The organism is Sphingobacterium thalpophilum, assembly GCF_038396785.1.
Lineage (GTDB): Bacteria > Bacteroidota > Bacteroidia > Sphingobacteriales > Sphingobacteriaceae > Sphingobacterium > Sphingobacterium thalpophilum_A.
The window spans coordinates 2,800,649-2,823,786 of the sequence record NZ_CP151087.1 but is presented as its reverse complement, the minus strand read 5'-3'; the positions used below and the strand labels follow the sequence as shown (position 1 = coordinate 2,823,786).

Annotated in this window: 16 protein-coding genes; 12 read left to right on the top strand and 4 right to left on the bottom strand. The window is 40.8% G+C overall.

Going from position 1 to position 23,138, the window contains the following annotated elements; all coding sequences use genetic code 11:
• Positions 1 to 26: 26 nt before the first annotated feature.
• The gene (locus tag AACH28_RS12485; protein WP_341833076.1) at positions 27 to 1,106 is read right to left on the bottom strand and encodes a S41 family peptidase; all 1,080 of its coding nucleotides are present in this window, start codon (positions 1,104 to 1,106) and stop codon (positions 27 to 29) included.
• A gap of 575 nt (positions 1,107 to 1,681) precedes the next feature.
• On the opposite strand from AACH28_RS12485, the gene AACH28_RS12480 reads away from it, so the two are divergent.
• The 10 genes from AACH28_RS12480 to AACH28_RS12435 all read left to right on the top strand — a co-directional run bounded on the left by AACH28_RS12480 (position 1,682) and on the right by AACH28_RS12435 (position 16,281).
• Positions 1,682 to 3,424: a hypothetical protein gene (locus AACH28_RS12480; RefSeq protein ID WP_341833075.1), complete on the top strand. Its 1,743-nt coding sequence runs from the start codon at positions 1,682 to 1,684 to the stop codon at positions 3,422 to 3,424.
• Positions 3,421 to 6,918 carry a DEAD/DEAH box helicase gene (locus tag AACH28_RS12475; protein ID WP_341833074.1) on the top strand — a complete coding sequence of 1,166 codons (3,498 nt, stop codon included), beginning with the start codon at positions 3,421 to 3,423 and terminating at the stop codon, positions 6,916 to 6,918. Before AACH28_RS12480 ends, AACH28_RS12475 begins: the two co-directional genes overlap by 4 nt.
• 16 nt (positions 6,919 to 6,934) lie before the next feature.
• Positions 6,935 to 7,624, top strand: coding sequence for a hypothetical protein (locus tag AACH28_RS12470; RefSeq protein ID WP_341833073.1), 690 nt, complete (start codon positions 6,935 to 6,937; stop codon positions 7,622 to 7,624).
• Positions 7,608 to 8,261: a hypothetical protein gene (locus AACH28_RS12465; RefSeq protein WP_075991007.1), complete on the top strand. Its 654-nt coding sequence runs from the start codon at positions 7,608 to 7,610 to the stop codon at positions 8,259 to 8,261. The genes AACH28_RS12470 and AACH28_RS12465 overlap by 17 nt, the downstream gene beginning before the upstream one ends.
• 14 nt (positions 8,262 to 8,275) lie before the next feature.
• A complete protein-coding gene (locus AACH28_RS12460; RefSeq protein ID WP_341833072.1) occupies positions 8,276 to 9,031 on the top strand; it encodes a hypothetical protein in 756 nt (251 codons plus the stop codon).
• 124 nt (positions 9,032 to 9,155) lie between these two features.
• On the top strand, positions 9,156 to 9,530 hold the full coding sequence (locus tag AACH28_RS12455; RefSeq protein ID WP_341833071.1) for a hypothetical protein: 375 nt from the start codon (positions 9,156 to 9,158) through the stop codon (positions 9,528 to 9,530).
• A 121-nt stretch (positions 9,531 to 9,651) separates the two neighbouring features.
• Positions 9,652 to 9,972, top strand: a complete 321-nt coding sequence (locus AACH28_RS12450) for a hypothetical protein (RefSeq protein WP_341833070.1) — start codon at positions 9,652 to 9,654, stop codon at positions 9,970 to 9,972.
• A gap of 138 nt (positions 9,973 to 10,110) precedes the next feature.
• The gene (locus AACH28_RS12445) at positions 10,111 to 13,362 is read left to right on the top strand and encodes a TonB-dependent receptor (RefSeq protein ID WP_341833069.1); all 3,252 of its coding nucleotides are present in this window, start codon (positions 10,111 to 10,113) and stop codon (positions 13,360 to 13,362) included.
• A gap of 136 nt (positions 13,363 to 13,498) precedes the next feature.
• Positions 13,499 to 15,019 carry a RagB/SusD family nutrient uptake outer membrane protein gene (locus AACH28_RS12440; RefSeq protein WP_341833068.1) on the top strand — a complete coding sequence of 507 codons (1,521 nt, stop codon included), beginning with the start codon at positions 13,499 to 13,501 and terminating at the stop codon, positions 15,017 to 15,019.
• A 17-nt stretch (positions 15,020 to 15,036) separates the two neighbouring features.
• On the top strand, positions 15,037 to 16,281 hold the full coding sequence (locus tag AACH28_RS12435) for a YdcF family protein (RefSeq protein WP_341833067.1): 1,245 nt from the start codon (positions 15,037 to 15,039) through the stop codon (positions 16,279 to 16,281).
• Positions 16,282 to 16,391: 110 nt separating this feature from the next.
• Here the strand turns inward: AACH28_RS12435 and AACH28_RS12430 are convergent, their stop codons facing one another.
• Together AACH28_RS12430 and AACH28_RS12425 are read right to left on the bottom strand one after the other, a co-directional pair.
• The gene (locus AACH28_RS12430; RefSeq protein WP_341833066.1) at positions 16,392 to 17,471 is read right to left on the bottom strand and encodes a Gfo/Idh/MocA family oxidoreductase; all 1,080 of its coding nucleotides are present in this window, start codon (positions 17,469 to 17,471) and stop codon (positions 16,392 to 16,394) included.
• Positions 17,472 to 17,487: 16 nt separating this feature from the next.
• Positions 17,488 to 18,135 carry a hypothetical protein gene (locus AACH28_RS12425; RefSeq protein ID WP_341833065.1) on the bottom strand — a complete coding sequence of 216 codons (648 nt, stop codon included), beginning with the start codon at positions 18,133 to 18,135 and terminating at the stop codon, positions 17,488 to 17,490.
• 149 nt (positions 18,136 to 18,284) lie between these two features.
• Between AACH28_RS12425 and AACH28_RS12420 the strand changes: the two genes are divergently transcribed.
• Both AACH28_RS12420 and AACH28_RS12415 read left to right on the top strand, forming a co-directional pair.
• Entirely contained in the window at positions 18,285 to 19,592 is a 1,308-nt protein-coding gene (locus tag AACH28_RS12420) for a sulfatase-like hydrolase/transferase (protein ID WP_341833064.1), read from the top strand.
• An 84-nt stretch (positions 19,593 to 19,676) separates the two neighbouring features.
• Entirely contained in the window at positions 19,677 to 21,779 is a 2,103-nt protein-coding gene (locus AACH28_RS12415; RefSeq protein WP_341833063.1) for a polysaccharide lyase 8 family protein, read from the top strand.
• Positions 21,780 to 21,847: 68 nt separating this feature from the next.
• Here the strand turns inward: AACH28_RS12415 and AACH28_RS12410 are convergent, their stop codons facing one another.
• A complete protein-coding gene (locus tag AACH28_RS12410) occupies positions 21,848 to 23,104 on the bottom strand; it encodes a glycoside hydrolase family 88 protein (RefSeq protein ID WP_313671908.1) in 1,257 nt (418 codons plus the stop codon).
• Between the last annotated feature and the right edge of the window lie 34 nt (positions 23,105 to 23,138).

Below are 23,138 nucleotides of genomic sequence, written 5' to 3'. Positions count from 1 at the left end.
CTCGCCAACGTTATACTTTATCGCAATTATTGATTATTCATTGATGTAACGCACCGCAAAATTGATCCAGTCTGAAATGGATTCATCCATATAGATATCGGGCTGTGTATACCTATATTGTCAATCGGATATTGCGGTAAACGGGTAGATCGGTAGGTTGGCAAAAGGAGCTGGTAGTTGTCGCAACCAAATTTGAACTCACGTATAGAGCCATAGTCAAGGGCACCCATACTCGGGGTTCCCATGATTTTTACTTTTTTGCTCTGGCGGGAACTGAATAAAAAATTCTCCGCTGAACTGGCTACATTTCTATTGGCTAGGATAATGACCTGTTGCGGACTTTTTTTATTAATAGCAATCGTATCTATGATCACCTTCTTGTCACCATACAGTACAAATTTTCCGATATTCTCCCTGTATTCCCGCAGATCTTCGTCAATTCTTTTTACTTCATTCAGAGAATCCTGCTTGATATTCTTGATGGCATAATCACGCAACCCATTGACTAAGGTTTGTGTCGCAAAAAACTCAACACTCATAATCCGGATCGGGTTAGTTAAGATATAGGGCAATAGGGGCTGGTATACATCGTCCGTTCCACCACCATTGTTTCGTACATCTATAATAAGTCCTTTACTGCTTTCGATCTTTTCTTTGTTTTTTTCGATCAGCTCTTTGAAAGGGGCTATGTTTTCGTACCCGAAGCTTGAGATCTTAATATAAAATATATCGGGACTGATCGATTTTGAACTTATTTCCTCTTCTGGTTCTGCCTTTGGGTTTTCGGTACTTGTCTGTGGAGCATTTTTCTTTTTGGAAAGATCATCTAAGACAATGTGTTCATCCTGGAAGAAGTCAAGATATTCCTGCAAAAGTCCCATACAGCTTCCATTTGAAACCAGCAAGCTTTTCTTCGTCAATATATTTTTTTTAGCTTGGTACAGGTCCTTATTCTGCTTGGTTTTTTCTGGAAAACCAGGGTACTCGCTCTCTATTTTTACAATTAATTGCTTAAGTGCCTGTGAACAGTTGCAGGTGATTTGACCATATATTGGTCGAACAAAGAAAACAAGACAAAAGATGAGGAATAATTTGGTATTGGTCATGGATATCGTTGTTAAAATTAATGCAATTAAAGAAATAGCGTATTTTCTGATAGCTTAATAATTGAATAGCCTAAAAATAGTAGAAATATATAATTGATTCGTGAGTTGTTTACAATTCGCAGCATATATTTATAATGTGTAAAAGCTGGAAATAAATGGTCGTGTGTCTATGTACAGGCCGGTATCCTTTATTTTAAACTTTAATGATAAATAATATTTTGATTTGGTTTTGTTTATTTATATATTTGTATATATAAACTATATTAATGTATTCTATTTTGTTTTTCTTTTCATGGGAAAACAAAGTGTTTTCTCTGTCTATATTGCCAGCGACGGTGAAACACTTTTTCGCTAAATGAATGATTTGAATACATGTTGATTTAAATGCTGGTATTTCCTGAAAAGCCAAGGGGCGAACGTCTATATGTAATAATGTGTTAACCCCTCTTTAGTCTCCTTGGTTGTAATACTGTTTTTTTACAATAAAGTATTGATTATTTGCAATAATGATCTGTAACAGTCTGATCTGTTGGGGTAATTTATTGTGCCAAATTTTTAATCTTAAATCATTTAGTATGGAAATTAATAGCCAATTAATTATCGATCGGCTTTCTCAGCGTATGGATCTCGATCGTGCCTATCTTTTTAAATATCAGTTTCTCGGGCAGGATCATTATCATTTGCTTCTTGCGCTCAAGCATGTGAGCGGGCTTTCACCGAAGGTATTAAAACCTATTGTGGAATTATGTTTAATGGACCAGAAGAATATTTCCTTTGAGCTGGTGCCAATTGCTGAAATGCTCAGTAAAGTCAAAGTGGGCAGCCTGTATTATTCCTATGCCTCCCTACCCGAAAATACCATATATCAGGCTAGTAGCAAAAAGAACCCACCCCTTCAAGCGAAAGAACTAAAAAGTGTCCTAGAAATAGCTGATGAATATTACCAGAAGCTCTTGCCTATTTCAGCGGGATTCCTACAGGGGGCTGAAACATTTGGTCAGCAGGTGAACTATCAAAGGGCTGTATTTATGTTACATCAAAGTATGGAAAATCATTTGCGTTTTTTACAGCTAATGATTGACGGAAAAGCCAATAATGTACATCATGTTAGCAACAGAATTAAAAGCCTCAATGAACATTTTTCCATGTTAAGGGAGACCCTTGTCGGAAAGGATGAGGAAGAAAAGAAACGTTTTAGATTATTGGACAGTGCCTTTGATGCGGTGAAGCAAAATAAAGACCTCGAAATCTCCGCCTTTGACGCCTCCTGGCTTTATGAGCATTGCAAGTTTGTTCTTTATACGATTGAACAGCTGTACCTGAGTTTTATGGAAGGCCTTAAAGCGGGCTATGAAAAATTGTTGGCAATAGCGGAACAAAAAGTCGCGAATAAAAACGTCGAAGTTGCAGTAGGTAATCTGGCGGCGAAGGACGCTGCATTATCGAATGCTACGGCCTCGCAGTTTCATGCATTTCCTTGGCCGGAGCGGTATGAGACAGATATACTTCATGTGCTGGCTCAGATTCGTCAGGAGAATAATCCCGAACAAATGATGCTGCTCAATTATTACGTCAGCGATGCGCATGGGAAAGGACTTTTTCATTTTCCACCGCAGGAAAATGAAAAGGCAGAAATCTACCTTGCAGTAATAAAAAAGAAAATAGGTCACTGTCATTTTCGAAAAATCGTTTATGGTGGAGTTACTGCAATTGTAGCTTTTATGAGTACAGATTTCCTGGCAACAAAACTGGATCTGGGCAGCCGTTTCTCCCATACCATCTGGAATGAATCTGTTGTTGTTTACCGTCGTCCGAGTTATAAACCGACGTATTCCGTTTCTCCGATCAATTGGCATGATACATTGTTTAAGACATCCATTTCATGGACACGCAATTCAAAACTCATGCAGGATCTGCTAGGTGTATTTGCTTTTGAAGGACTTGCTAGTCCACAATTGGCTGTATTATTTTTAAATCAATTGACTTCAATTGGACTATACAGTTATCTCTACCTACGGATCGGTTATGCCCCAATGAATGTGACGATAGCCGATCTGGTGGACTGGACCTGTATCTGTGATAAAAAGGTGAAGGAGTTTTTTACCGCTAGAGGTGATGTAGAAGAAATATTGAATGCAGAGTTATTAAAACAGATGAAAGGGCGGGTCTATGAGCTTCCTTCACAATTAGCTCAGCTTGATATGGACTACTTTAGGTCAAAAGCGAGAGAAATTACAGATTTCTTTGTCGATTTGTGCGACCGAAGTATAAAATATATGGAAGTGAAATCTGAAGGTAAATTAAACGAAGTGATATGATGGGAATTGGCTTTAACTGCATTACGACGGATGCTAAGATCCGTTCAGCCGAAAAAATACTTCCAAAAAGAAATTCTAGTGAACCTCTTGTAATTCCTTGGGAAGATGGATTTATAGGGAGAATGACTCCGCGCTACCTGAGCAAATATTATGCTGATGATGAGATTCCATTTATGGAACGAGAGAATATTGTTATTCAGGTCCGACCGTATCCACCGAAATATGAACTTAAGTTAAAAAAGTTCTCGGGTACTACGGTTAAAGTCGAGCTGACTACGGAACACCTCAGCATTAATTGTTCTTGTAGCGACGATGTAGCAGGGCTTTGCGTACACGAAGCAACCCTGTTATCGAATAAATTACTGGATAGTTGCCCAAATTATTTAAAGGGCCTATATCGGGCTGAAATCAACAATTTGCCACCATGGAAGAAAAAGATCGTGCCATTTAAGGTCTGTGAGAACTATTCTTATGCGGAGTTAACTGTAGAAATGAATAATGAATATGGACGATTTTATCGTTTAGCTACTAATGATTATGAGAATGGACTTCGTCTGCCTGCACGTAACTTGGAAGGATATCTCGATTTAAAGCGAAACGATGAAGTATGTTTTTTTGTTACAATAAATTTTTCCGCTTTTGGTCTGCCTGTTTTTTTTCCTTTTCATTATAAATTTAAACGCTCTCGTTCCTTTTCGCACTCTTATCTATTGGACGAAAGTAACTTGAAGATGTCTTTAAATTCTTATGATCAGTATCTGGAATTGTTCAGTCGTCGATTTGCCGCCCTCCTTTATGAAGATAAAATACTTCGGGAAGAGAAGAAGGATCTAATCAGTGAAGATATCAACTACTTCGAGCGGAAACAATGGGAAATTATACAGATATGGCGTGATTTACTGGAGGATCCTCCGTTTCCAATTAAATTACGTTTTGCCCAAACATTTAAACGCTATCGATTTGCACATCAGATTAATTTGAAAAATTCGAGCGTGCTGGGTGCCGCTACATTAACTAAAGCACGGGGGAATTTGCAGCTCAAAGTCGAAATTGATGATCAGGATCAATATCTGAAAATGCGAATTTGTCTCTATTACAGAAACCAGCTAATAGATTGTCCTGAGTTTTTGGGGGATGAAAATTGTTTCTTTCTGAAAATATCTAACGAGGAAATTTTATTTATTGATAATCTGACCCAGGCTGGAGTATTGCAAAAGTTTAGACAATGGAAATATAGATTGACTGTCTTTAAAGAGAATTATCATGCCTTCTTAAACGATTATCTGATACCCCTATCAAAAATAGCGGAACTTGTCATCTTAAATAGGGTAGGGGAAAATATGACAATTCCTCAAGTCTTTAAGCCGTTTAAAAAAATAGCTACTATTTCTGTAATTGACCAATTCCTTTGTATAGCGGCTTTTGCCGAATATGAGAAAGAGGGTAGGTTTTTGTTAAACTCCAGTAGCAATTTGATTTTAGGGGAGAGACAGAATCAATTGGCATATTTTGAAAGGGATAAGCTCGAAGAACAGGTTTTTCAGGAATTTGTTAAAACACAACATCCGATTCTTAAGGAGACAGCATTAGAAAATAACTGGTTGATTCCTTTGAAAGAAATTGAAAATACCACTTGGCTATTTGATTTCATGGAAAGCTGCTCTCTCAATGAAATTTCGTTAGAAATTGACCATCTTCAGCAAGGTAGCGCATACTATCCTTTCCCTCTAAATTGTACTGTACGTAATATCCGTTTGGAAAATAACCTATGTTCAATTCTACTGGGGCCGAAATTTGGAAGACACACAATTTCAATGGATGAATTTGAGGATTTGATTATGGGAACAGATAAAGTTTTTACTCTTACTGAAGGGGCTTTTGGCATTATACGCCGCGCTGACCGAGAAATCTTCAGGCCATTGTTTTTAGGAGGAAGAAGAGAAGAAGATTGTTTTGTCTTAAATACAATTCAACTTGTGTCTATGCAGAAGGTTTTGGATAAAATAGATAAAAAAATTATTCAGGACAGTATTCGGGAACGTCGTGAAAAACTCGCAGCTTTGGATGAAATCCCTCTTTTGGAAATCCCTAGAAGCTTAAAAGCGCAATTACGACCTTATCAGCAGGTAGGTTTTAGCTGGCTCACTTTTTTGAATGAATTTCAGTGGGGCGGCCTTTTGGCTGATGATATGGGTTTAGGGAAAACATTGCAGATTATAACAGTGCTGGAATACTTTTATCAACAGCATTCTACAGGAAAATCTGCTTTAGTGGTTGTCCCGAACTCTCTTTTGTTCAATTGGGAAAATGAATATAAAAAGTTCGCCCCCTATCGAAAAATAGAAATCTATCATGGGAAACACCGGGAAGCATTTATTTTTGAAGAGGAAGGCACTGTAGTTCTTACGACATATGGAACGATGTTGACTGATGCGGCGTATTTAACCAGTTTAGACTTTAGCTATCTGATTATGGACGAATCCCAAGCCGTCAAGAACCGTAATTCGAAGCGTTTTGAGGTGCTGTCAATGGTTAAGGCCGATTACCGTGTAGCGATGACAGGAACGCCAGTTGAAAACGGTATACAAGATATTTATGCGCAAATGTCTTTAGTTAATCCTGGTTTCTTTGGAGATTATCGAAATTTTAATAAGGCATATAAGGGTGTCAAAGAGGTAGATATGGTTCAAGAGACGACTTCTAGCCTCCAAAAGATGATCCAACCTTTTATTCTTCGGCGTACAAAAAAACAGGTTGCTTTGGACCTTCCTGAAAAGACCGAAACAATTCTCTATATGGATATGCTTCCAGAGCAAAGGAAAATATACGATAAGGTCAGAAAAATATTCAAGGGAGAGATTGAAAATAATCTGAATAGCGCTGATTCCACGAAATCCAAATTTTTAGCGATCGAGGCGCTGCAAAAACTACGGCAGCTTTGCAACTCCCCCATTCTGATGAAAGATGGCGGCTTCGGTCATGAATCTATTAAATTGGATTTTATTGATGAGATCATGGATGAAGTAGCTCCAAATCATAAGATTCTTCTCTTTTCGGCGTATACTTCCATGCTTAAGCTGGTGGCTCAACGAATCGAAAATAAGGGAATAGCTTATGCCTACCTTGATGGTAAGATGAATCAAGATCAGCGGCAAAATGCGGTCGAAAGATTTCAGAACGAGGACGAATGCCGGGTGTTTCTCATCAGCCTTAAAGCGGGAGGAACAGGATTAAATCTAACGGCTGCCGACTATGTCTATATTTTGGACCCCTGGTGGAATCCTGCTGCCGAAGCACAGGCGATAGATCGTTGTTATCGAATAGGGCAAGAAAAGCATGTGATGGCTTATAAGATTGTTTGTCGGGATTCCGTTGAGGAGCACATCTTAGCCCTTCAAGAAAGTAAAAAACGAATATCCGAAGGACTGATTTTAGATGAGACCAATCTAATGAAATCGATCAGTAAAGATGAGCTGCTTAAATTATTTGAATAACCAATTGTACACTATAATGACCAAAAAAGTATCTCCACAAAAAGCATCCTCTGGGGGAATGATGTATTCGCACGACTTTCAACTATGGTACACCTATCTAAAACGGAGGATAGAAAAGGGCTGGAGACCTGAAGAACTGTCGTTCTTGGTTGGTAGACCAGCTCATGCGTATTTAGACTTTGAAAAAATGTATCAGGTACGAAGTTTTTTGACCCAGGAATCGATCTTGCTGGATCGAATATACATGAGCTCATGCATTGAACCGATGGAATTCCATCGCGAAAGATATGAAGTTACCGAAGAACGTCTCGTCCGTCTTCATATTGAAGAGGACGAGGTCAGGTGGCATTATTCTATCGAAATTCCTTGGCAGTTTGTCTCGCAAAAAAAGTCTTCAATTGCATTGCAATTTGAGGAATGGAAAGCTGAAAAAGATGTCCAGCTTGAATCGGATGCGATGTTACATGTGCGCCAAAAGATTGAAGGGCTATTGGGTCTGGAATTCTTTGGGCATGGTGCAGCTCCTTGGCAACTGTTTCGGAAAGTTAAGGAAACGGAACAGGTTCATCTCCAGATTTATCCAAGGCATTTGAAAAATGTGCCGTATGGACTCATTCAGCAAAACAGGTTGGTCGTCAGAAATGTGGAAGGAAGGTATTCTTTTTATCCGGTTGATCGAAAGGAGGAGCATGCAAAATTTAATTAATGATATTGGCAGAGAGAGATTTCGCGCAGAATTTTCCATGTACTATGCGGGTATTATTTATCTCCTGATATTAAATCGGATCAGCTGCGGTTTTACCCGTGAAGAAATGGCTTTCTTAATGGGACAAGAGCAAACCTATGTTAAGGAAATGGAAGAACTTAAAATCCCAGCCGGAAATCTTGAAGTTATGGTGCATCTCAGTTGGGTATTTAATCGTAGGGGTATAGATATCAGTAGATTTGACAATAAATCTAGCTATCAGTTTGAGTTGACGATTTGGGAAGAAAAGGCTATTCGATACTATCAAATGGAATATTTTATCAATTCCGTTGAAACCATGACTTTTTTTCAATTAATGGAGGAAATCAGGGTAGAAGATTCAGCCCAAGCTGAACAGTTCGCATGCGATTGCATGGTAGTGGAAATCGTTTTGGGTAAGCTTATCGAGATGGATTATTTTAAGAAATATAGAACACCGCTTGAACTATGGCGTTATGCGGAAAAGTATCTGGGAGAAAAAATTTGCATAAAAAGCTTGATGCATGAAATTGGCGTGTTCGTAGGAAAGAAAGGGAGTGCACCGCTGCGGAAAACTAAAGCCAAGAGTTTTGGCTTCCGCTATATCGCACATAAATAAAAGATATTAAAAATATGGAAGATATAATAGGAGCACCTTTAGAGGTACCACGAAATTTTCGGTTAATATGTGAGCTTTTTGGTATCGCTGTACCAGCCTTTATCCAATTGTTTTTGGATCATTACTCTTTTATAGATCAGAATTTTAAAGATAATTCGAGCTATAATATTGCGACTAGGGCTATACGTTTTATCAACGATAAAATTCCTAAAGACCATAATCGTTTGAAGATCGAATTCAAAGATAATGACAGGGATGTGGGGATGAAATTATTGCGACGTCAGGTAAAATTAGCAGTCAATAGAAATTATAGTACCGGCGAACGTAGAAATAGAGGACGTATTATTACTGCGCAGCTTTATGATCTTTTTGCTAAAAAGGTAATGCTTAAAGATCGAATCTATTTAGATGAAAACATATACTTTAAATTGAGTAAGGATTTTCTGCTGACCTGCATGATGAATTCCGTTCATCCATCGCATTATATCAATACCATGATGCTGCAGGCCTCAACACCTGATTTTTTAGCTGCAATGCACCTCGATAAAGCCACTTATAATCCAGTTTTGGGATTTATTCATCGTGTCCATGACGGTTACGGCGGCCTTATTGATTGGGAATATCGTAATACATCTTTTTTTAAACGATTTATAATGGATTTGCAGGAGCTTAATAAACGCTATTTTTTCTATCGGGATCTTGATCGAAGAGTTGCACTTTATCACGTCTGGCTAGATAATCTTCTAGAAACTAAGGATGACGAATTTTAGTGATAAACAACCTTTGGAAAGTTCGGGAAACAACTTGTCTTTTGATGAAGATGGCGTAATCTTACAGCGGTTAAATAGAGGTAACTAGGATAAAAAAATGATGACTTCTTAAATTAAATAAATAATGAAAACATTAGAAAATATTAAATTAACGCCAGCGTTTAAACAATTTTGCGACCTGTTCAATTTCACACCGGAAGAAGTTGTACAGGAATTTATTGATAAGATTGACATTGCTGAGTATATGTGTGATCCAATACACCCCGACCGTTGGGCTAATGTATTTGCGATGGAATATTTGATCCAATATACGCAGTCCGAAAATAGTATCGTTGAATATGGGGAATTTGCAGAAGAGTGGGTGAAAATGATGGAGACGAATGAGGGGGGAGACCTTGTCGGAAAAACAAGATCGCTATTGGATGCTTGGCATAAAAGAGTGTTAGAGGACCGCATCCATCTTATCATGAAAGGAGATGATGGGAAGGATACAGCATAAATCTATGTTAAGTTTGATCAACCTTGTAAAATACGACGATCAAAATGTGTAGAACGAGCTAGTCAATGCCAAGGTACCTATAGTGATTATAACATGCAATCAAAATGAATTGCTATATTTAATGATGCATGCAAAACCTGAACAACGTAAAACATCAATAGTGCCAGCATTATTCAAAGTGCTTGTTGGTACTATTGGTATTTTTGCTATTATGACAGTTTGTTTCTATCACAATGAGCTGGATGTCGATGGCAATTTAACGGTAGGATTTCCATGGATATTCTATAGAGAGGGAAGCGGCTATAGCCTTGATCTTAATGAGCAAGTCGGATACCATGAGTTTGAACCTCTAAAATTGATCGGCAATATTCTTTTTGCTGCTACTTTATATCTTCTGATTTTATGGATTTATAGTGTTTTTAAGGGGAAGCCTAAGCAATAAATCTTAGGTTTTTTGTTATCCTTTTGTTAAGTTTTTATAGCATGCTAACCCGGTTTAGTTAAAAACTGTTAATGTTTTATTGACTCTTCCTTCATATAGCATTTGTAATCTTGTACCCATAAATCAAATGCGCTACTTATGAAATTTAAAGCCAACAATGTCTTTTGGTTGTTATGTGCCATTGCAGCGAGCTCACCCGCTGTTCAAGCCAAATCGCTCACACTAACCACGTCACAATTTACGCATGTACAGGGGATCGTCAAAGGCCGTGTCCTCGACGCTCAAGGAAATGCTGTCGCCGGAGCAACCGTTCAAAATTTGAAAAGTAAAAAATCTGTTCAGTCTGACGAAAAAGGAAATTTTCAGATCGAAGCCGAAATGGGTGATAACCTCAGTATTTCTTTTATTGGGTATAGCAGACTTGTGCAAGCTGTTACCCAATCCAATGGGCAGATCTTTTCCTTACAGACCGACGAGAACACACTGGAAGAGGTGACCATCTCTATCGGATATCAGCGGATCAGAAAGTCGGATGTCACGGGCGCAATCGCCAGCGTTAAGGCCGAGGAACTCAATTTGAGCGCACCAAAGTTATCCCAGGCGTTGGTTGGTAAGGTAGCAGGCGTACAGGTGATGCAAACAAGTGGTGCTCCATACGATGGGACCAAAATGCGTGTTCGCGGTATGGGATCGATTAATGCTGGTTCGGATCCATTGTACGTTATTGATGGTTATCCAGCAGGGAACAATCTCAATATCAACCCCAATGATATTGAGTCTATCGATGTTTTAAAGGATGCCGCTTCTGCAGCGATCTATGGTTCCCGTGGCGCTGGTGGTGTTGTATTGATTACGACCAAGCGTGGCAAGGAAGGTAAAAGTAATGTGGACTACGAAGTATTGGGGGGCTTTGGTCAGCTTTCCAAGAAAATCGATGTTCTAAATTCGGAACAGTTTATTGATCTCCTGATTGATGGTCGTAACAATTCGTATAAAGACCTTCTGGCTACGAAAGGGATCGCCTGGAGCGACAGTAGACGCTTTGATGATAATAAAACACGTATTGCCAATGTTGGAAATGCCGGCTCAGTAAGTATTCCTGAAGACTACTATGACTTTGCGTCTGGTACAGCAAAAAAAGCAAAATATGATACGGATTGGCAGGACGCCTTATACCGTAATGCACCTTTCCAACGTCATAATCTATCAACCTATGGCGGTAACGAAAAAAATCGCTATTTCCTAAGTGGATCTTATCAGAATCAACAAGGGATCATGCTCGGGACGGATCAAAAGGTCTTTAATTTCCGCGCCAATATCGATAGCAAAGTCAGCAAGAGATTGACCGTTGGTGCTAATGTTTCCTTCACGTATAACGACAATAATGAGGTGACTACTGGGCGCTACGATAGAAGTCCGTCTATGGCAGCATTAATCTATCTGCCGACATTGCCAGTTTATAATGATGATGGAACCTATGCTAAATACCTGATGGCTGATCTTTCGGCGAACAATTACGGTATCCAGAATCCAGAAAATCCACTGGCTTATGTTACAGAGATTAAAAACAACCGTCGTGGAAAAAGGGGGGTATACAACGCCTTTGCAGATTTTTCCATTATTGATGGCCTAAATCTTAAAATAAACGGTGGATTGTCTACTTACGACGAGAAGTATGATTATTTCCGTCCAACAAGTATATCCGATGGAAACAACAAACCGTTTTCACCGCAGGCAATTTCTGCTGCCTATGCAGATGCCAAGACAAAAAATGAATTGGACAAATTGGTCGAAACAACGTTAAACTATAACAAGACTTTTGGTGGTAAACATCAGGTATCCGCTTTATTGGGCTATTCGGCTCAACGAACAGATTACGATTATCAAGGTGTGAGAGCCAACGGTTTTAATAATAATGCGATTGGGGAAATTACGGATAAAGGAGCAGACCCTTCCAATTTCCAATTACTAAAAGACGATACGTTCAAACGTACTACAACGCTCCAGTCATACTTTAGTCGTGTAAACTATAGCTTTGATTCTAAATATTTCCTTTCAGCTTCCATCCGTACCGATGGTTCATCCCGTTTCGGCCCGAATAGCAAATGGGGAACTTTCCCGTCGGTGTCAGGAGGGTGGACGCTCTCCAAAGAGGAGTTTTATACGGATTGGTTAGGGCAACAATCGACTGTCAAACTGAGAGCGAGCTGGGGACGTAGTGGAAATAATAATATTGGTGATTACAATGCGATATCCGTGATCAACTCACCAGCAGGTGTTATTCTTGGGGATAAAGTAGAGACCTCTTATACGGCAGGCAATCTACTTGATCCAAAATTGAGCTGGGAAACAACCTCGCAATACAACGCCGGTCTGGATCTCGGTTTGTTGAAAGGCCGCCTCAACATTATGACCAATTTCTACCTGAGCCGTTCCTTCAATTTATTATTCAACCAGCCACTCTCCGCTGTATCTGGATCAACAACAATCTTGACCAATTTGCCAAATTCGAAGGTGCAGAATAAAGGTTTTGATGTACAGATTGATGCAACATTGATTCGCAAAAATGAATTTGAATTAGGATTGAGCGGGAATATCAATGTCAACAGAAATAAAGTGCTCGATCTTGGTGGGGCTTCTACCATCTTGACGAATGGTGCTGAACGCTCCTACTTAACGCATATTACACAAGAAGGAAGTCCAATTGGTATGTTCTACGGCTTTAAAGTTTTGGGTGTTGCCACGGAGGAAAACTATAAAACTGTCGCACCTTCCGCAGCTTCAACAACTCCGCTACAACCTGGAGATCTTTATTTTGAAGATGTTGACGGCAATGGTATCGTCAATGATGCCGATAAACGTGTGATCGGCAATCCGCATCCTAATTTCACCTATGGCTTTGCCGTCAACGCACGCTATAAGGCATTTGATCTACGCGCATCATTTAATGGCTCCCAAGGGAATAAAGTGCTGGATGGCTATGATTATTACCTCTACAATATGGAAGGTTCCGGCAATCAATATGCGGATGTCGCACATCGCTACCGTTCGGCTCAAAATCCGGGAAATGGTAAAGTATACCGTGCATCGCGTGGCGGTACGCAAAGTAACAGTACGCGTCTTTCTGATTTTTATCTGCAGGATGGTTCATTCTTGCGGATGACAAATATTGCTTTGGGCTACAATCTTCCCAAAAGCCTAGCAGAAAAGTTAACACTTTCTGGCGTGAGGGTCTATGCTACAGTGGACAATCCATTTACGATTTCCAAATACAAAGGCTACAATCCGGAACCGGATTATAACCAACGCGGCAACTTAACTCCAGGCGTGGATTATGGACTTTATCCATTGGTGCGATCGTATAACCTTGGTGTGAAAGTAACGTTCTAATTGCAGGATCAAGGAGCTATTATGCGTGGGAATATCAAGGAAACCTTCGTTTTGATAGTCTCTAGTATTGTAAAACTAATCCTAAGGACTGCGATTTGCAGTTACGTAGGCTGATGAAAAATAAAAAAATAACAGGATGAAAAAAAGATATATATTACCCTTTGTTTTGTTGGCATTGTCTTCATGTACCAAAGATTTCTTAAATCAGAAAAATCCCAATGCCGTCACGATCGATGATTACTTCAAGTCGGAAAATGATGTGCTTTTGGCTGTCAACGGCCTCTATCAATCACTTCGTTCGGGAAGCACGATCGGGGAATCGAGTACATTATATAACGAAGAACGTTCGGATAATTCAGGACGTAATGATAACCAATCCAATGCTGGGGAGCCTTTTCAATTCAATGACTTTTCGTTGCTGCCGAGTAATACCTATCTAAAGACACATTGGTCTGCTATGTATGCGGCAATCAGTCGCTGTAATGTGGTTCTGTCACATGTCGACGATGTGACTTTTACAAGTGCTGAATTAAAAGGACGGTATATTGCGGAAGCGAAATTCGTTCGTGCATTATTATATTTCCATCTGGTACGTAAATTCGGAGATATTCCATTATCTACGGTACAGGTGACCAGTAAAGAGCAAGCAAATGAATTGGCTTTTCGGCAAAAAGAGTCGGTTGTGTACGAACAGATCATTAAGGATTTGACGGAGGCATTGTCCAGCAATCTTCCCAATACACAGAAAGATTACGTCATTGGTAGAGCATCTAAATCGGCCATTAATGCAATTTTGGGTCAAGTATACTTAACGTTGGGAGCGACGCAGACGTCGGGGAGTGTAGAAAATTTTGCGAAGGCAGAACAGTACCTCAATGCGGCCTACCAAATGCGAACTTTTGGTAAACTGAACGAAATCCCCTATGCGGATGTTTTCGATGTGACCAAGAAAAATAGCTGTAAAGAACTTGTTTTTCAGATTCAGTATAAACAGGGAGACCAAAACTATAGCTCAAGTATTGCCCGTAATTATCAAGCACGGGGAGAAAACATCAATTCACGCTATAACTCGACCGGTGCGGGTGAAGTGGCAAAACTAGATTTGGTTAAAGATTACGAGCAAAGCGATATCCGAAAAGATTTCTCTGTGAAGTTTGCAACAAATACCCAGGTTAACGATTGGTTTGTAACCAAATTTAGGGATAACAGTGACGCTGCCGGTACCAATGGTTGGGGCGGAAACGACTGGATCTTGATCCGTTACGCGGATGTGATGCTGTTGTTGGCCGAGGCCAAGTATCATCTGGGTAAGGATGCGGAAGCTATCGCGCTGTTAGATCAAGTACGTGAACGTGCCGGATTGCCTTCCTATGCTGCTTCCATGTTGAATACGGCTTACCGCAGTAAATATCCAACTTTAAAGGAGGCTATATTGCATGAACGCCGTGTGGAACTGGCATTTGAAAACCAACGTTGGTTTGATCTCATCCGTAATTACAATGCACAGGAACTGGTGACTTATTTCAAAACGAAAAGCCAGGCTGATTATGGAAATGCTAAAATCTCCAATATTTCGACAAAAGATCGATACTATCCAATTCCTTTTGATGAATATAAGCTGGATCCGACACGTATGTATCAAAATCCAGGTTATTAATCTGTTATCGAATGGATATGATAAAGAATATCAGAAAAATCTTGTTACTTGTCTTGGGAATATGCTGTATGCATATTTCCAAAGGTCAGGTAAACAATATGCCTATTGGTCCACAGGATTGGCTGATCAAGAAGAATTATTATGCATCCTATTTGCTTTTAAAAGATTCTGCCCTTATACAGGAGCTCGTCAGCTCCAAGCCGATAGCACAGGTATTGGAAAAACGGTTCGAACGTTTTAACAACAGCGCTAGCTGCGCCGATCTCATGTGCTATTTGAATGCTTTCAAATGGCAGGATAACGAAATCGACCTGTTGGCAGAGCAGCTGGCGGAGCAAATTGGTCATAACAAGAAGTTGGACCAGCTTGTTCAGGCGAGTCTTATTCCATCAATGACCTATGGTGTGTTGCATCATGAAACGGCAAAGGCCTATTTTACGAAAGCCTTGAAACAGGATTTAAAGGCAATGAATTATGTCGTGGACGTCTATGGAGGAGGTAAAAGTCCCAATTACCCCAAAATAGATTCGATCTCTTTCGATGTAAAACGTACGGCCTACCTTCACCTTTTGGACGATGTTCGCCAAGACATCCGAAAAGATATTCCAACGCATAAAACGGCATTTTTTATGACCATGATGACTGCTGTACGCTTGTTGGAAATTAATGAGCGGTGGGACGCGGCACAACTTGAGCCGCTGATTGAACTCGAAAACAAGAAAGCTTATGAAGCGGTCAAAAATACCGATTTCGCAAGCTATCCCTATAGTCTGTTACTGACCTTAGGTGCAGGCCCCGAGCTGTATGGACAGCCTATTAGTCCTGGTGGAATGTTACGTGCGCGGATGGCAGCCCGAAGCTACTTTGAAAAATTAGCCCCTTTTATTGTGTTGTCTGGCGGTAAAGTACATCCCTATAAGACGTACTTTATTGAGGCAATAGAAATGAAAAAGTATCTGATTGAGGTAATGGGAGTACCCGAAGCGGCAATATTGATTGATCCACATGCGAGACATACCACGACAAATTTGCGTAATACCGTACGTATCCTGTTAAATTATGGTTTTCCAAAAGATAAATACGCCATCGTTAACAGTAGTAAAGTGCACATTGATGCGGTGGAAAAGATGGGCGATCGTTGCATGCGTGAATTGGGGTATATTCCCTATACATTGGGTAGACGAATTTCAGATGTGATCATCGAGTTCAAGGCAAAAGAAGAGGCTTATACGATCGATCCAGATGAACCCTTAGACCCCTAGCCGACTAACTGGGCCAGCTGCTGGTCTATTAACTGAACAGATCGGCTTTGTCTATTGCCTAATGGCAGTGCATGAAAAAGGTCCGTAGCAGTGCAAGCTACGGACCTTTTTTATTTTAATAGAATGGACTTCCCTTCTTTAGCCGAGCGTTTTGCCGCTTCCAGGATTTCGACTACCGTGACATTATTATGGATCGATCCAAGATCGTTTTCCGGCACCATAGCATCTTTCAGGACCTGTTCCAGATAGGCAATATGGTTCTCAAAATAGGGGACCGTAGTCGGTACATTCGTAGGATCATTCTGTTGTTTGTATTTGAAGAGCTCTTTATCATTTTTGGCGTAGAGCTGAGCCCTTGTGCCAAACACCTGCAGATCTTTAACACTGTATGGCCAAGCCCAAGAAGCTTGAATAATGCCCGTGCTGCCGTCACGGTAGCTCAGTATGATGGTGGCGTTGTCGTCTACCTTTGGATAAACCTCGGGTTTGAGCTGTTGTGTAAAGGCCGTCACTGAAATTGGCCTTTCTCCATTTTTGAGCCAGGTCATCAGATTGGCGCCATAACAACCAAAATCCATGATTGCACCGCCACCATTTTTTTTCGGATCAGTAAGCCAGTAGAGGAAGTAATTGCTACAGCCGATTTCTTTAGGTCCTTCGTGCCCGTCTTTTACAAGTATACGTGTGATTTTTCCAATTTCACCCTTGTCGACCAGCTGCTTCAGTTGTTGATTGCTTTTATACCAGGTCGTTTCGTAATTTACCAAAAAGGGTGTTTCGAACTGTTTGGACAAAAATGCAATACGTTTTGCGTCAGAAAGAGTCGTCGCAAGAGGCTTTTCTACCATGACAGGGATCTTGAGCGGGAGACAGGTCTCTGCGACGTCGATATGCTCATTGGTTGGATTGTAGGCAAGAACCGCATCCGGTTTGACATGTTTCAATAAACTGGGTAAGTCATGGTAGAAGATTGCGTCAGGTAAATTATACTGCGTTCGTATTTTGTTTGATAAGGTTTGATTCGGTTCGGCAATACCGATAATATCGACTTTTTTATCCTTATATAAATTTAAAAGCAAGAATACGTGATCATGGTTGAGCCCTGCAACAGCCACTTTAAGTCGTTCACTGGCCAGTGCGGTTTGCTGGAAGAATAGGAGCAGGAAAACTAGGCGGATAAGATGTTTCATATGTTAAGTTTAGTCATTATAAATATACCGATTTGTTCTGAGGATACCCCTTGTAAACCCAGGTTACTTTGCGGTGCGATCGGATGATATCGGCAACAATGTCAAAATAGGTTTCTCCACGGCCAGCTTTTAGCTCATCGAGTTTCTTTTGAAAATGCGTTTGATTGAAAGGTGATTGTGCGCCAAGCTTTCCCTGATAATAGGCCAAAGTTGTTTCAAGGCCCAATGACGTCCTGCTATGTACAATATCCTTCCAAACAATGCAATGTGAAGCTGCGTCTTTGAAGGTCCCAAATCCACCGTAAAGCAGGTCGTCAAAGCCGTCTAGGCTTCCTATCTTCCAGCTTTCGCTGGACATGTAGACGGCATTGATTTCTTCGTAAAAACTTGCAATATCGTTAATGTTACAGCCATCAACCACAGCCACGCCGAGATCGGGATTGCTCCCCACAAGTTGCTTAAAATCCGTCCATAGATCCTTCGCAGGAAATATTAAGTCATCCTTTTTATCTTGCCATTTGTTTAACAATTGAACGAGTTCGGTTCTAATGGTACTGGGATGATAGGTCAATGAAGACAAAAACGAGCTTAATGCAGTGCCATCCGAATCACTGACCAAAAAATGCGCAAGTGTACCGACCAATTTTTTTTCAGCTGTTTTCATCACTGACCTTTATTTTTAATCTTCTGATAATAGTCTAACGAAATCGTTTGCGGTTTTTTAACAAAAAATCCTATACATTTAACGATACATTTAAGGATAAATCTAATGTTATGTTCTACCGATTTACGTGCTATAGTATATTAACCCTTGTGAATATACTCTTTACGTTTGAGATTCCTGTATTTGGGCAGCAACATCCTAACGTTATTGTCATCTTGAGCGACGATGGAGGTTATGATGATTTTGGTTGTTACGGCGGCAAGGAGGTCTACACCCCAAATATTGATGCACTTGCACAAAATGGGGTGCGTTTTCAGTCGGCTTATGCGTCGGCTTCGGTATGCGCTCCTTCTCGCGCGGGCTTACTTTCTGGTCGCTATCAGCAGCGCTTTGGTTTTGAACATAATATTTCAAAACGTCCAACTGCAGGTGTTGCACTGGAAGATATCGGAATGGATACACGGGTAGCCACCATTGCTGATTTCATGAAGTACAATGGCTATAAAACAGTGGCGATCGGCAAATGGCATCAGGGGGATGGTCCACAATTTAATCCGCTTAAACGTGGATTTGATCACTTCTATGGTTTTATTGGTGGCGATCGGCCTTACTTCCCAGTCCATGGTGCTGTGAAGCCAACGCAGCTTCTTTATGATGATCGACGTGTAGTCCCTGAAGATACGATTCATTATTTGACAGAAACATTGACTGATAAAGCAATTGCGTATCTTCAGCAGTATAGAAGCCAGCCTTTTTTTATGTATTTAGCATTCAATGCTGTGCATACACCCGTCGAAGCACCACTGAAGACCATTGAAAAGTATAAAAATGTAACCGATCCATTGCGAAGGGCTTATCTGGCGATGCTGGACAATATGGATGAAAATATTGGGCGTTTGGTCAGCCATTTAAAGCAAGAAGGACTTTATGAAAACACCTTAATCATTTTTATGAATGATAATGGTGCGGCAACAAATAATGGCGCAGACAATGGACAATTGCGTGGTTTAAAAGGGTCAAAATGGGAAGGTGGAATTCGGGTTCCGCTTATCATGCAGTGGCCGGCTAAGCTACCGAAAGGGATAACATCCGATGCCATGGTATCGGGTATGGATATTTTACCCACCAGTATCGACGCAATAAAAGGTAAGAAAATCCCTGGGCAGCAAATCGATGGCATCAGTTTGCTCACTTCGTATACGGCAGAAAAAAAAGGGCATGATTATTTATTTTGGCGCCGGGGGATTGCACGGGCTGTACGACACCAGGAGTGGAAATTGATTGTTGTCAAAGATGATCCGATATTGTTGTTCAATCTCAAGAATGATCTTCGTGAGCAGTATAATCTGGCCACGAAGTATCCTGAGCGTGTGAAAAAGATGCTGCAAAAACTGACCGAATGGGAAAAGGGAATGGAGAATCCAAAATGGCTGAGCTCCGTATTGGATAATGATTAAAATCAACTGATGAAACACCGTTTGGATGTTGTGGGACGTGCTGCTGAACGCCAATACCCCTAAATAATGCATACTAAAAAACAGATGAAAGGACTAATTATATTTTTATTGTCCTTTGCCTTGGTTATGGCAAAGGCGCAGAACCGGGATACTTTTGTGCTCATTAAAAAGCATGTATATGATGATGAGTTAAGTGGTCCATTACCCGGGGCAGATAAAACACGAAGCCTATGTAATCAACTGCGTGCGGACGGTACCTGGGCTGATATCGATTATAGCAGTAAGTCAATCTCGCTTTGGCCTCCGGGAGAGCACTTGGATCGGCTAAGAACACTTATTGTTGCTTATGTAGCTCCGCAAAGTGCATCTTATCAACAAAAATTACTTTACGACAAAATCCTGCTTGCGGCACAATATTGGGCGAATAATCGTTTTGAATCTTCGAATTGGTGGCATAACGAAATCGCTTCCCCAAAGGCCATCGGTGTTTGTCTTATCCTGATGAAATTTGGAAAGGAAAAAATGCCTACAACAGTAGAGACTCCACTTGTTGAGCTAATGAAGCGTGGGAATCCTTACACAAAAACAGGAGCGAATAAAAGTGATATTGCTATGCACTATTTTTATCGCGCATTGATCTTGGAAGATGCTAATCTATTGGCTGCGGCAATGGATCAATTGCTTTTTCCGATACAGCTCGTGGATGGCAAGGAGGGACTTCAATACGATTTTTCTTACTTACAACATGGTCCACAATTGTATATTGCGGGTTATGGGGAAGAGTTCCTGAAAGGAATTTCAAAAGTTATGGCTTATGTGCGTGAGACGCCTTATGCTGTTGACCAAAAGAGACTGGATCTTTTTGAGCGTTTTCTCACAGAAACATATCTGCCAATTATACGTTCGCGCTACATTGATTTTAATGTACATGGCCGTGGGATCTCTCGCCCCAATATCTTGGAAAAGACACAGGAGACAGCCATATTAAAACAAATGAAGCTGATCGATCCAGCTAAAAATGCTGTTTGGAATAAAGCGCTGGCAAAATTGGATAGTGTGCAGCCTTTTGACGCCGAAAATATCGAGGCCCACCGTCATTACTGGAAAGGTGACTACACCACTCATTTACGTAAGCAATTTCATTTTAATGTTCGATTGGCCAGTAGCCGTACCAATAAATCGGAGTCTGGAAATGGAGAAAATATGCTTGGTCGTAATATGTCAGATGGTGCGACCAATATTCAGGTGTTTGGACCGGAATATTATAACATTATGCCTGTATGGGAATGGGATAAAATTCCTGGAACGACAACGCGCGATTATCCGGGCGACCTGGAGCTGAAAGAACAATGGGGAGCACTTGCTGCAAATAACTTTGCAGGCGGCGTAAGCAACGATAAGACAGGGGCTTCAGCTATGTCGGTCGATTACGACGGGGTCAAGGCTCAAAAAGCCTGGTTCTTTTTCGATCGGGAAATTGTTTGTTTGGGGGCTGGGATTCATTGTGCAGCGCCAGAAGCTGTGGTAACAACCTTAAACCAAACCTGGCTTAATGGACCCGTTGTCTGGAATGGAAAGGAAACGTCGATGCTCGATTCAGTACAGCGAATTGTCAAAAAAGGCGAATTTATAACCCATAATAATGTCCTGTATTATTTTCCAACAGCGATGAACGTTGGATTGACAACAAAGGATCAGGTCGGCTCCTGGTATCGTATCAACCGTTCCCGTTCCAAAGATGCTGTACATGGAAAGGTCTTCAAGCTCTGGTTTGATCATGCTGTTGCTCCGAACAATGCGAGCTATGCCTATATTGTTTTGCCTGGCACCAAAACTGTTGATAAAAAAGTAATGCAGCGCATAAAAATTTGGCAGAATACTCCGGATATACAGGCCGTGGAGCATAAAGGGAGCGGGATTCTACAGCTGGTTTGTTATCAAGCGGGAACGTACCAAGTTGGCGATTGGTCTATTAAGCTCGATCAACCTGCTATCATGCAACTGAACCTGCTGGAACCTAAAAAGATTCAGCTTGATATAGCAGACCCACTGCAAAAAGCCAAAATAGTGAAGGTTCAGCTTGTCAATAAACAGCTTCGAGTAAATCAATCGTTGGAGCTTTCGCTTCCACAGGCCGAGTACGCTGGAAGTACTGTAAGCAACCGAATCACTATCGGGAAGAAATAATCCGAATACAATTGGAAAGCTTATAAAAATACCAAGGGAAGATGTTAAATATCTCCCCTTGGTATTTTTTATTTTTTGAGTTGTTCCAACCGTGTCAAACCTTCCAGATAATAATAATCTGCATAGGTCAGCGGAACATCGATTTCCGAATGATGGGGTAAGCTTCCGACGCTATGTTGCAGTAAGAAACCACCATTGGTCGTATATTTGGCAAAATAGGTGCTTCCTGATAATGTTTGAAGGCTTTCCTGAGCAAATGTCAAATAGGATTTGCTTTCGGTACCCGTGGTCAATGTTGAGAGTTCAATCAGTGCAGACGCAACAATGGCTGCAGCTGAGGCATCGCGCGGAACAAAATTCAATTTCAAGGAGGAAAAATCGGCATCCGATTTATAGCCTGGCTTTCCCGCATTAAAGTCCCAATACGGAATTTTATCTTTTGGCAGATTCGGATGGGTCATGTAAAACTTTGCCGCCGCTTTTGCCGTTTTAAGAAATTCTGGTTTTTTGGTCTCCCGGTACATCATGGTAAATCCATAAATAGCCCAAGCTTGACCGCGTGCCCAAGTTGAATTGTCGGCATAGCCTTGGTTGGTCTGTTGATGGATAGCATGGCCATTGCCATCGTAATCGACAACATGGTAAGTACTGTAGTCTTTACGAAAATGGTTTTTCATGGTTTGGGTGGCATGACTGATGGCCGCATCCTTGTACTTGGCATCTCCCGTCAAGTCGGACACATAACACAGCATTTCCAGGTTCATCATGTTGTCGATAATGACTGGATATTTCCATAGGGTCTTGCCGTCCCAAGATTTTTTTTCGTTCCATGATTTGATGACGCCCACCTGCGGATTATAACGCTTGAGCGCAGTATTAGCGGAATGGATGAGGATATCCTTGTAAGCGGCAACCTTTTTGGGATCGTTGAGGTATTTGATGGCATTGCCATAGGAACAATACATCACAAAACCAATATCATGATGTTGATCAAGGTCTTTGGCTTTTTCAAGCGCCTCCGTCCATTTGATCGCAGCAGCTTCGGTGTCTTTGTTATGGGTGTGGTTGTAGATATACCACAGTGATCCTGGGAAGAAACCGCCGGTCCAATCCCATTCGTCTGTGCCTACCAATTGTCCCGAAGGGCTCAATGTACGCGGGAACTTGTGCTGCTTTTCTGCTGCTTGTTCCAAGAACTGATATTGCTTTTCTGCTGCTTTAAAACTTGTGTCAATAAAGCTTGGTTTTTGATCCGTAAAGCTCAATGCGATCAGACTAGAAGCGATAACAAAAAGCGCTTTTAGACCAGGTTTTCTTTTTTTCATAACGGCTTATATTCTTAGTAAGTTACATAATAAT

What these genes read in the sequence shown, in the direction of transcription:
- AACH28_RS12450 (WP_341833070.1), top strand. Translation starts at nt 9,652, where the DNA reads ATGATGCATGCAAAACCTGAACAACGTAAAACATCAATAGTGCCAGCA.
- AACH28_RS12445 (WP_341833069.1), top strand. Translation starts at nt 10,111, where the DNA reads ATGAAATTTAAAGCCAACAATGTCTTTTGGTTGTTATGTGCCATTGCA.
- AACH28_RS12415 (WP_341833063.1), top strand. Translation starts at nt 19,677, where the DNA reads ATGAAAGGACTAATTATATTTTTATTGTCCTTTGCCTTGGTTATGGCA.
- AACH28_RS12475 (WP_341833074.1), top strand. Translation starts at nt 3,421, where the DNA reads ATGATGGGAATTGGCTTTAACTGCATTACGACGGATGCTAAGATCCGT.
- AACH28_RS12435 (WP_341833067.1), top strand. Translation starts at nt 15,037, where the DNA reads ATGATAAAGAATATCAGAAAAATCTTGTTACTTGTCTTGGGAATATGC.
- AACH28_RS12430 (WP_341833066.1), bottom strand. Translation starts at nt 17,471, where the DNA reads ATGAAACATCTTATCCGCCTAGTTTTCCTGCTCCTATTCTTCCAGCAA.
- AACH28_RS12425 (WP_341833065.1), bottom strand. Translation starts at nt 18,135, where the DNA reads ATGAAAACAGCTGAAAAAAAATTGGTCGGTACACTTGCGCATTTTTTG.
- AACH28_RS12460 (WP_341833072.1), top strand. Translation starts at nt 8,276, where the DNA reads ATGGAAGATATAATAGGAGCACCTTTAGAGGTACCACGAAATTTTCGG.
- AACH28_RS12410 (WP_313671908.1), bottom strand. Translation starts at nt 23,104, where the DNA reads ATGAAAAAAAGAAAACCTGGTCTAAAAGCGCTTTTTGTTATCGCTTCT.
- AACH28_RS12440 (WP_341833068.1), top strand. Translation starts at nt 13,499, where the DNA reads ATGAAAAAAAGATATATATTACCCTTTGTTTTGTTGGCATTGTCTTCA.
- AACH28_RS12455 (WP_341833071.1), top strand. Translation starts at nt 9,156, where the DNA reads ATGAAAACATTAGAAAATATTAAATTAACGCCAGCGTTTAAACAATTT.
- AACH28_RS12465 (WP_075991007.1), top strand. Translation starts at nt 7,608, where the DNA reads ATGCAAAATTTAATTAATGATATTGGCAGAGAGAGATTTCGCGCAGAA.
- AACH28_RS12480 (WP_341833075.1), top strand. Translation starts at nt 1,682, where the DNA reads ATGGAAATTAATAGCCAATTAATTATCGATCGGCTTTCTCAGCGTATG.
- AACH28_RS12485 (WP_341833076.1), bottom strand. Translation starts at nt 1,106, where the DNA reads ATGACCAATACCAAATTATTCCTCATCTTTTGTCTTGTTTTCTTTGTT.
- AACH28_RS12470 (WP_341833073.1), top strand. Translation starts at nt 6,935, where the DNA reads ATGACCAAAAAAGTATCTCCACAAAAAGCATCCTCTGGGGGAATGATG.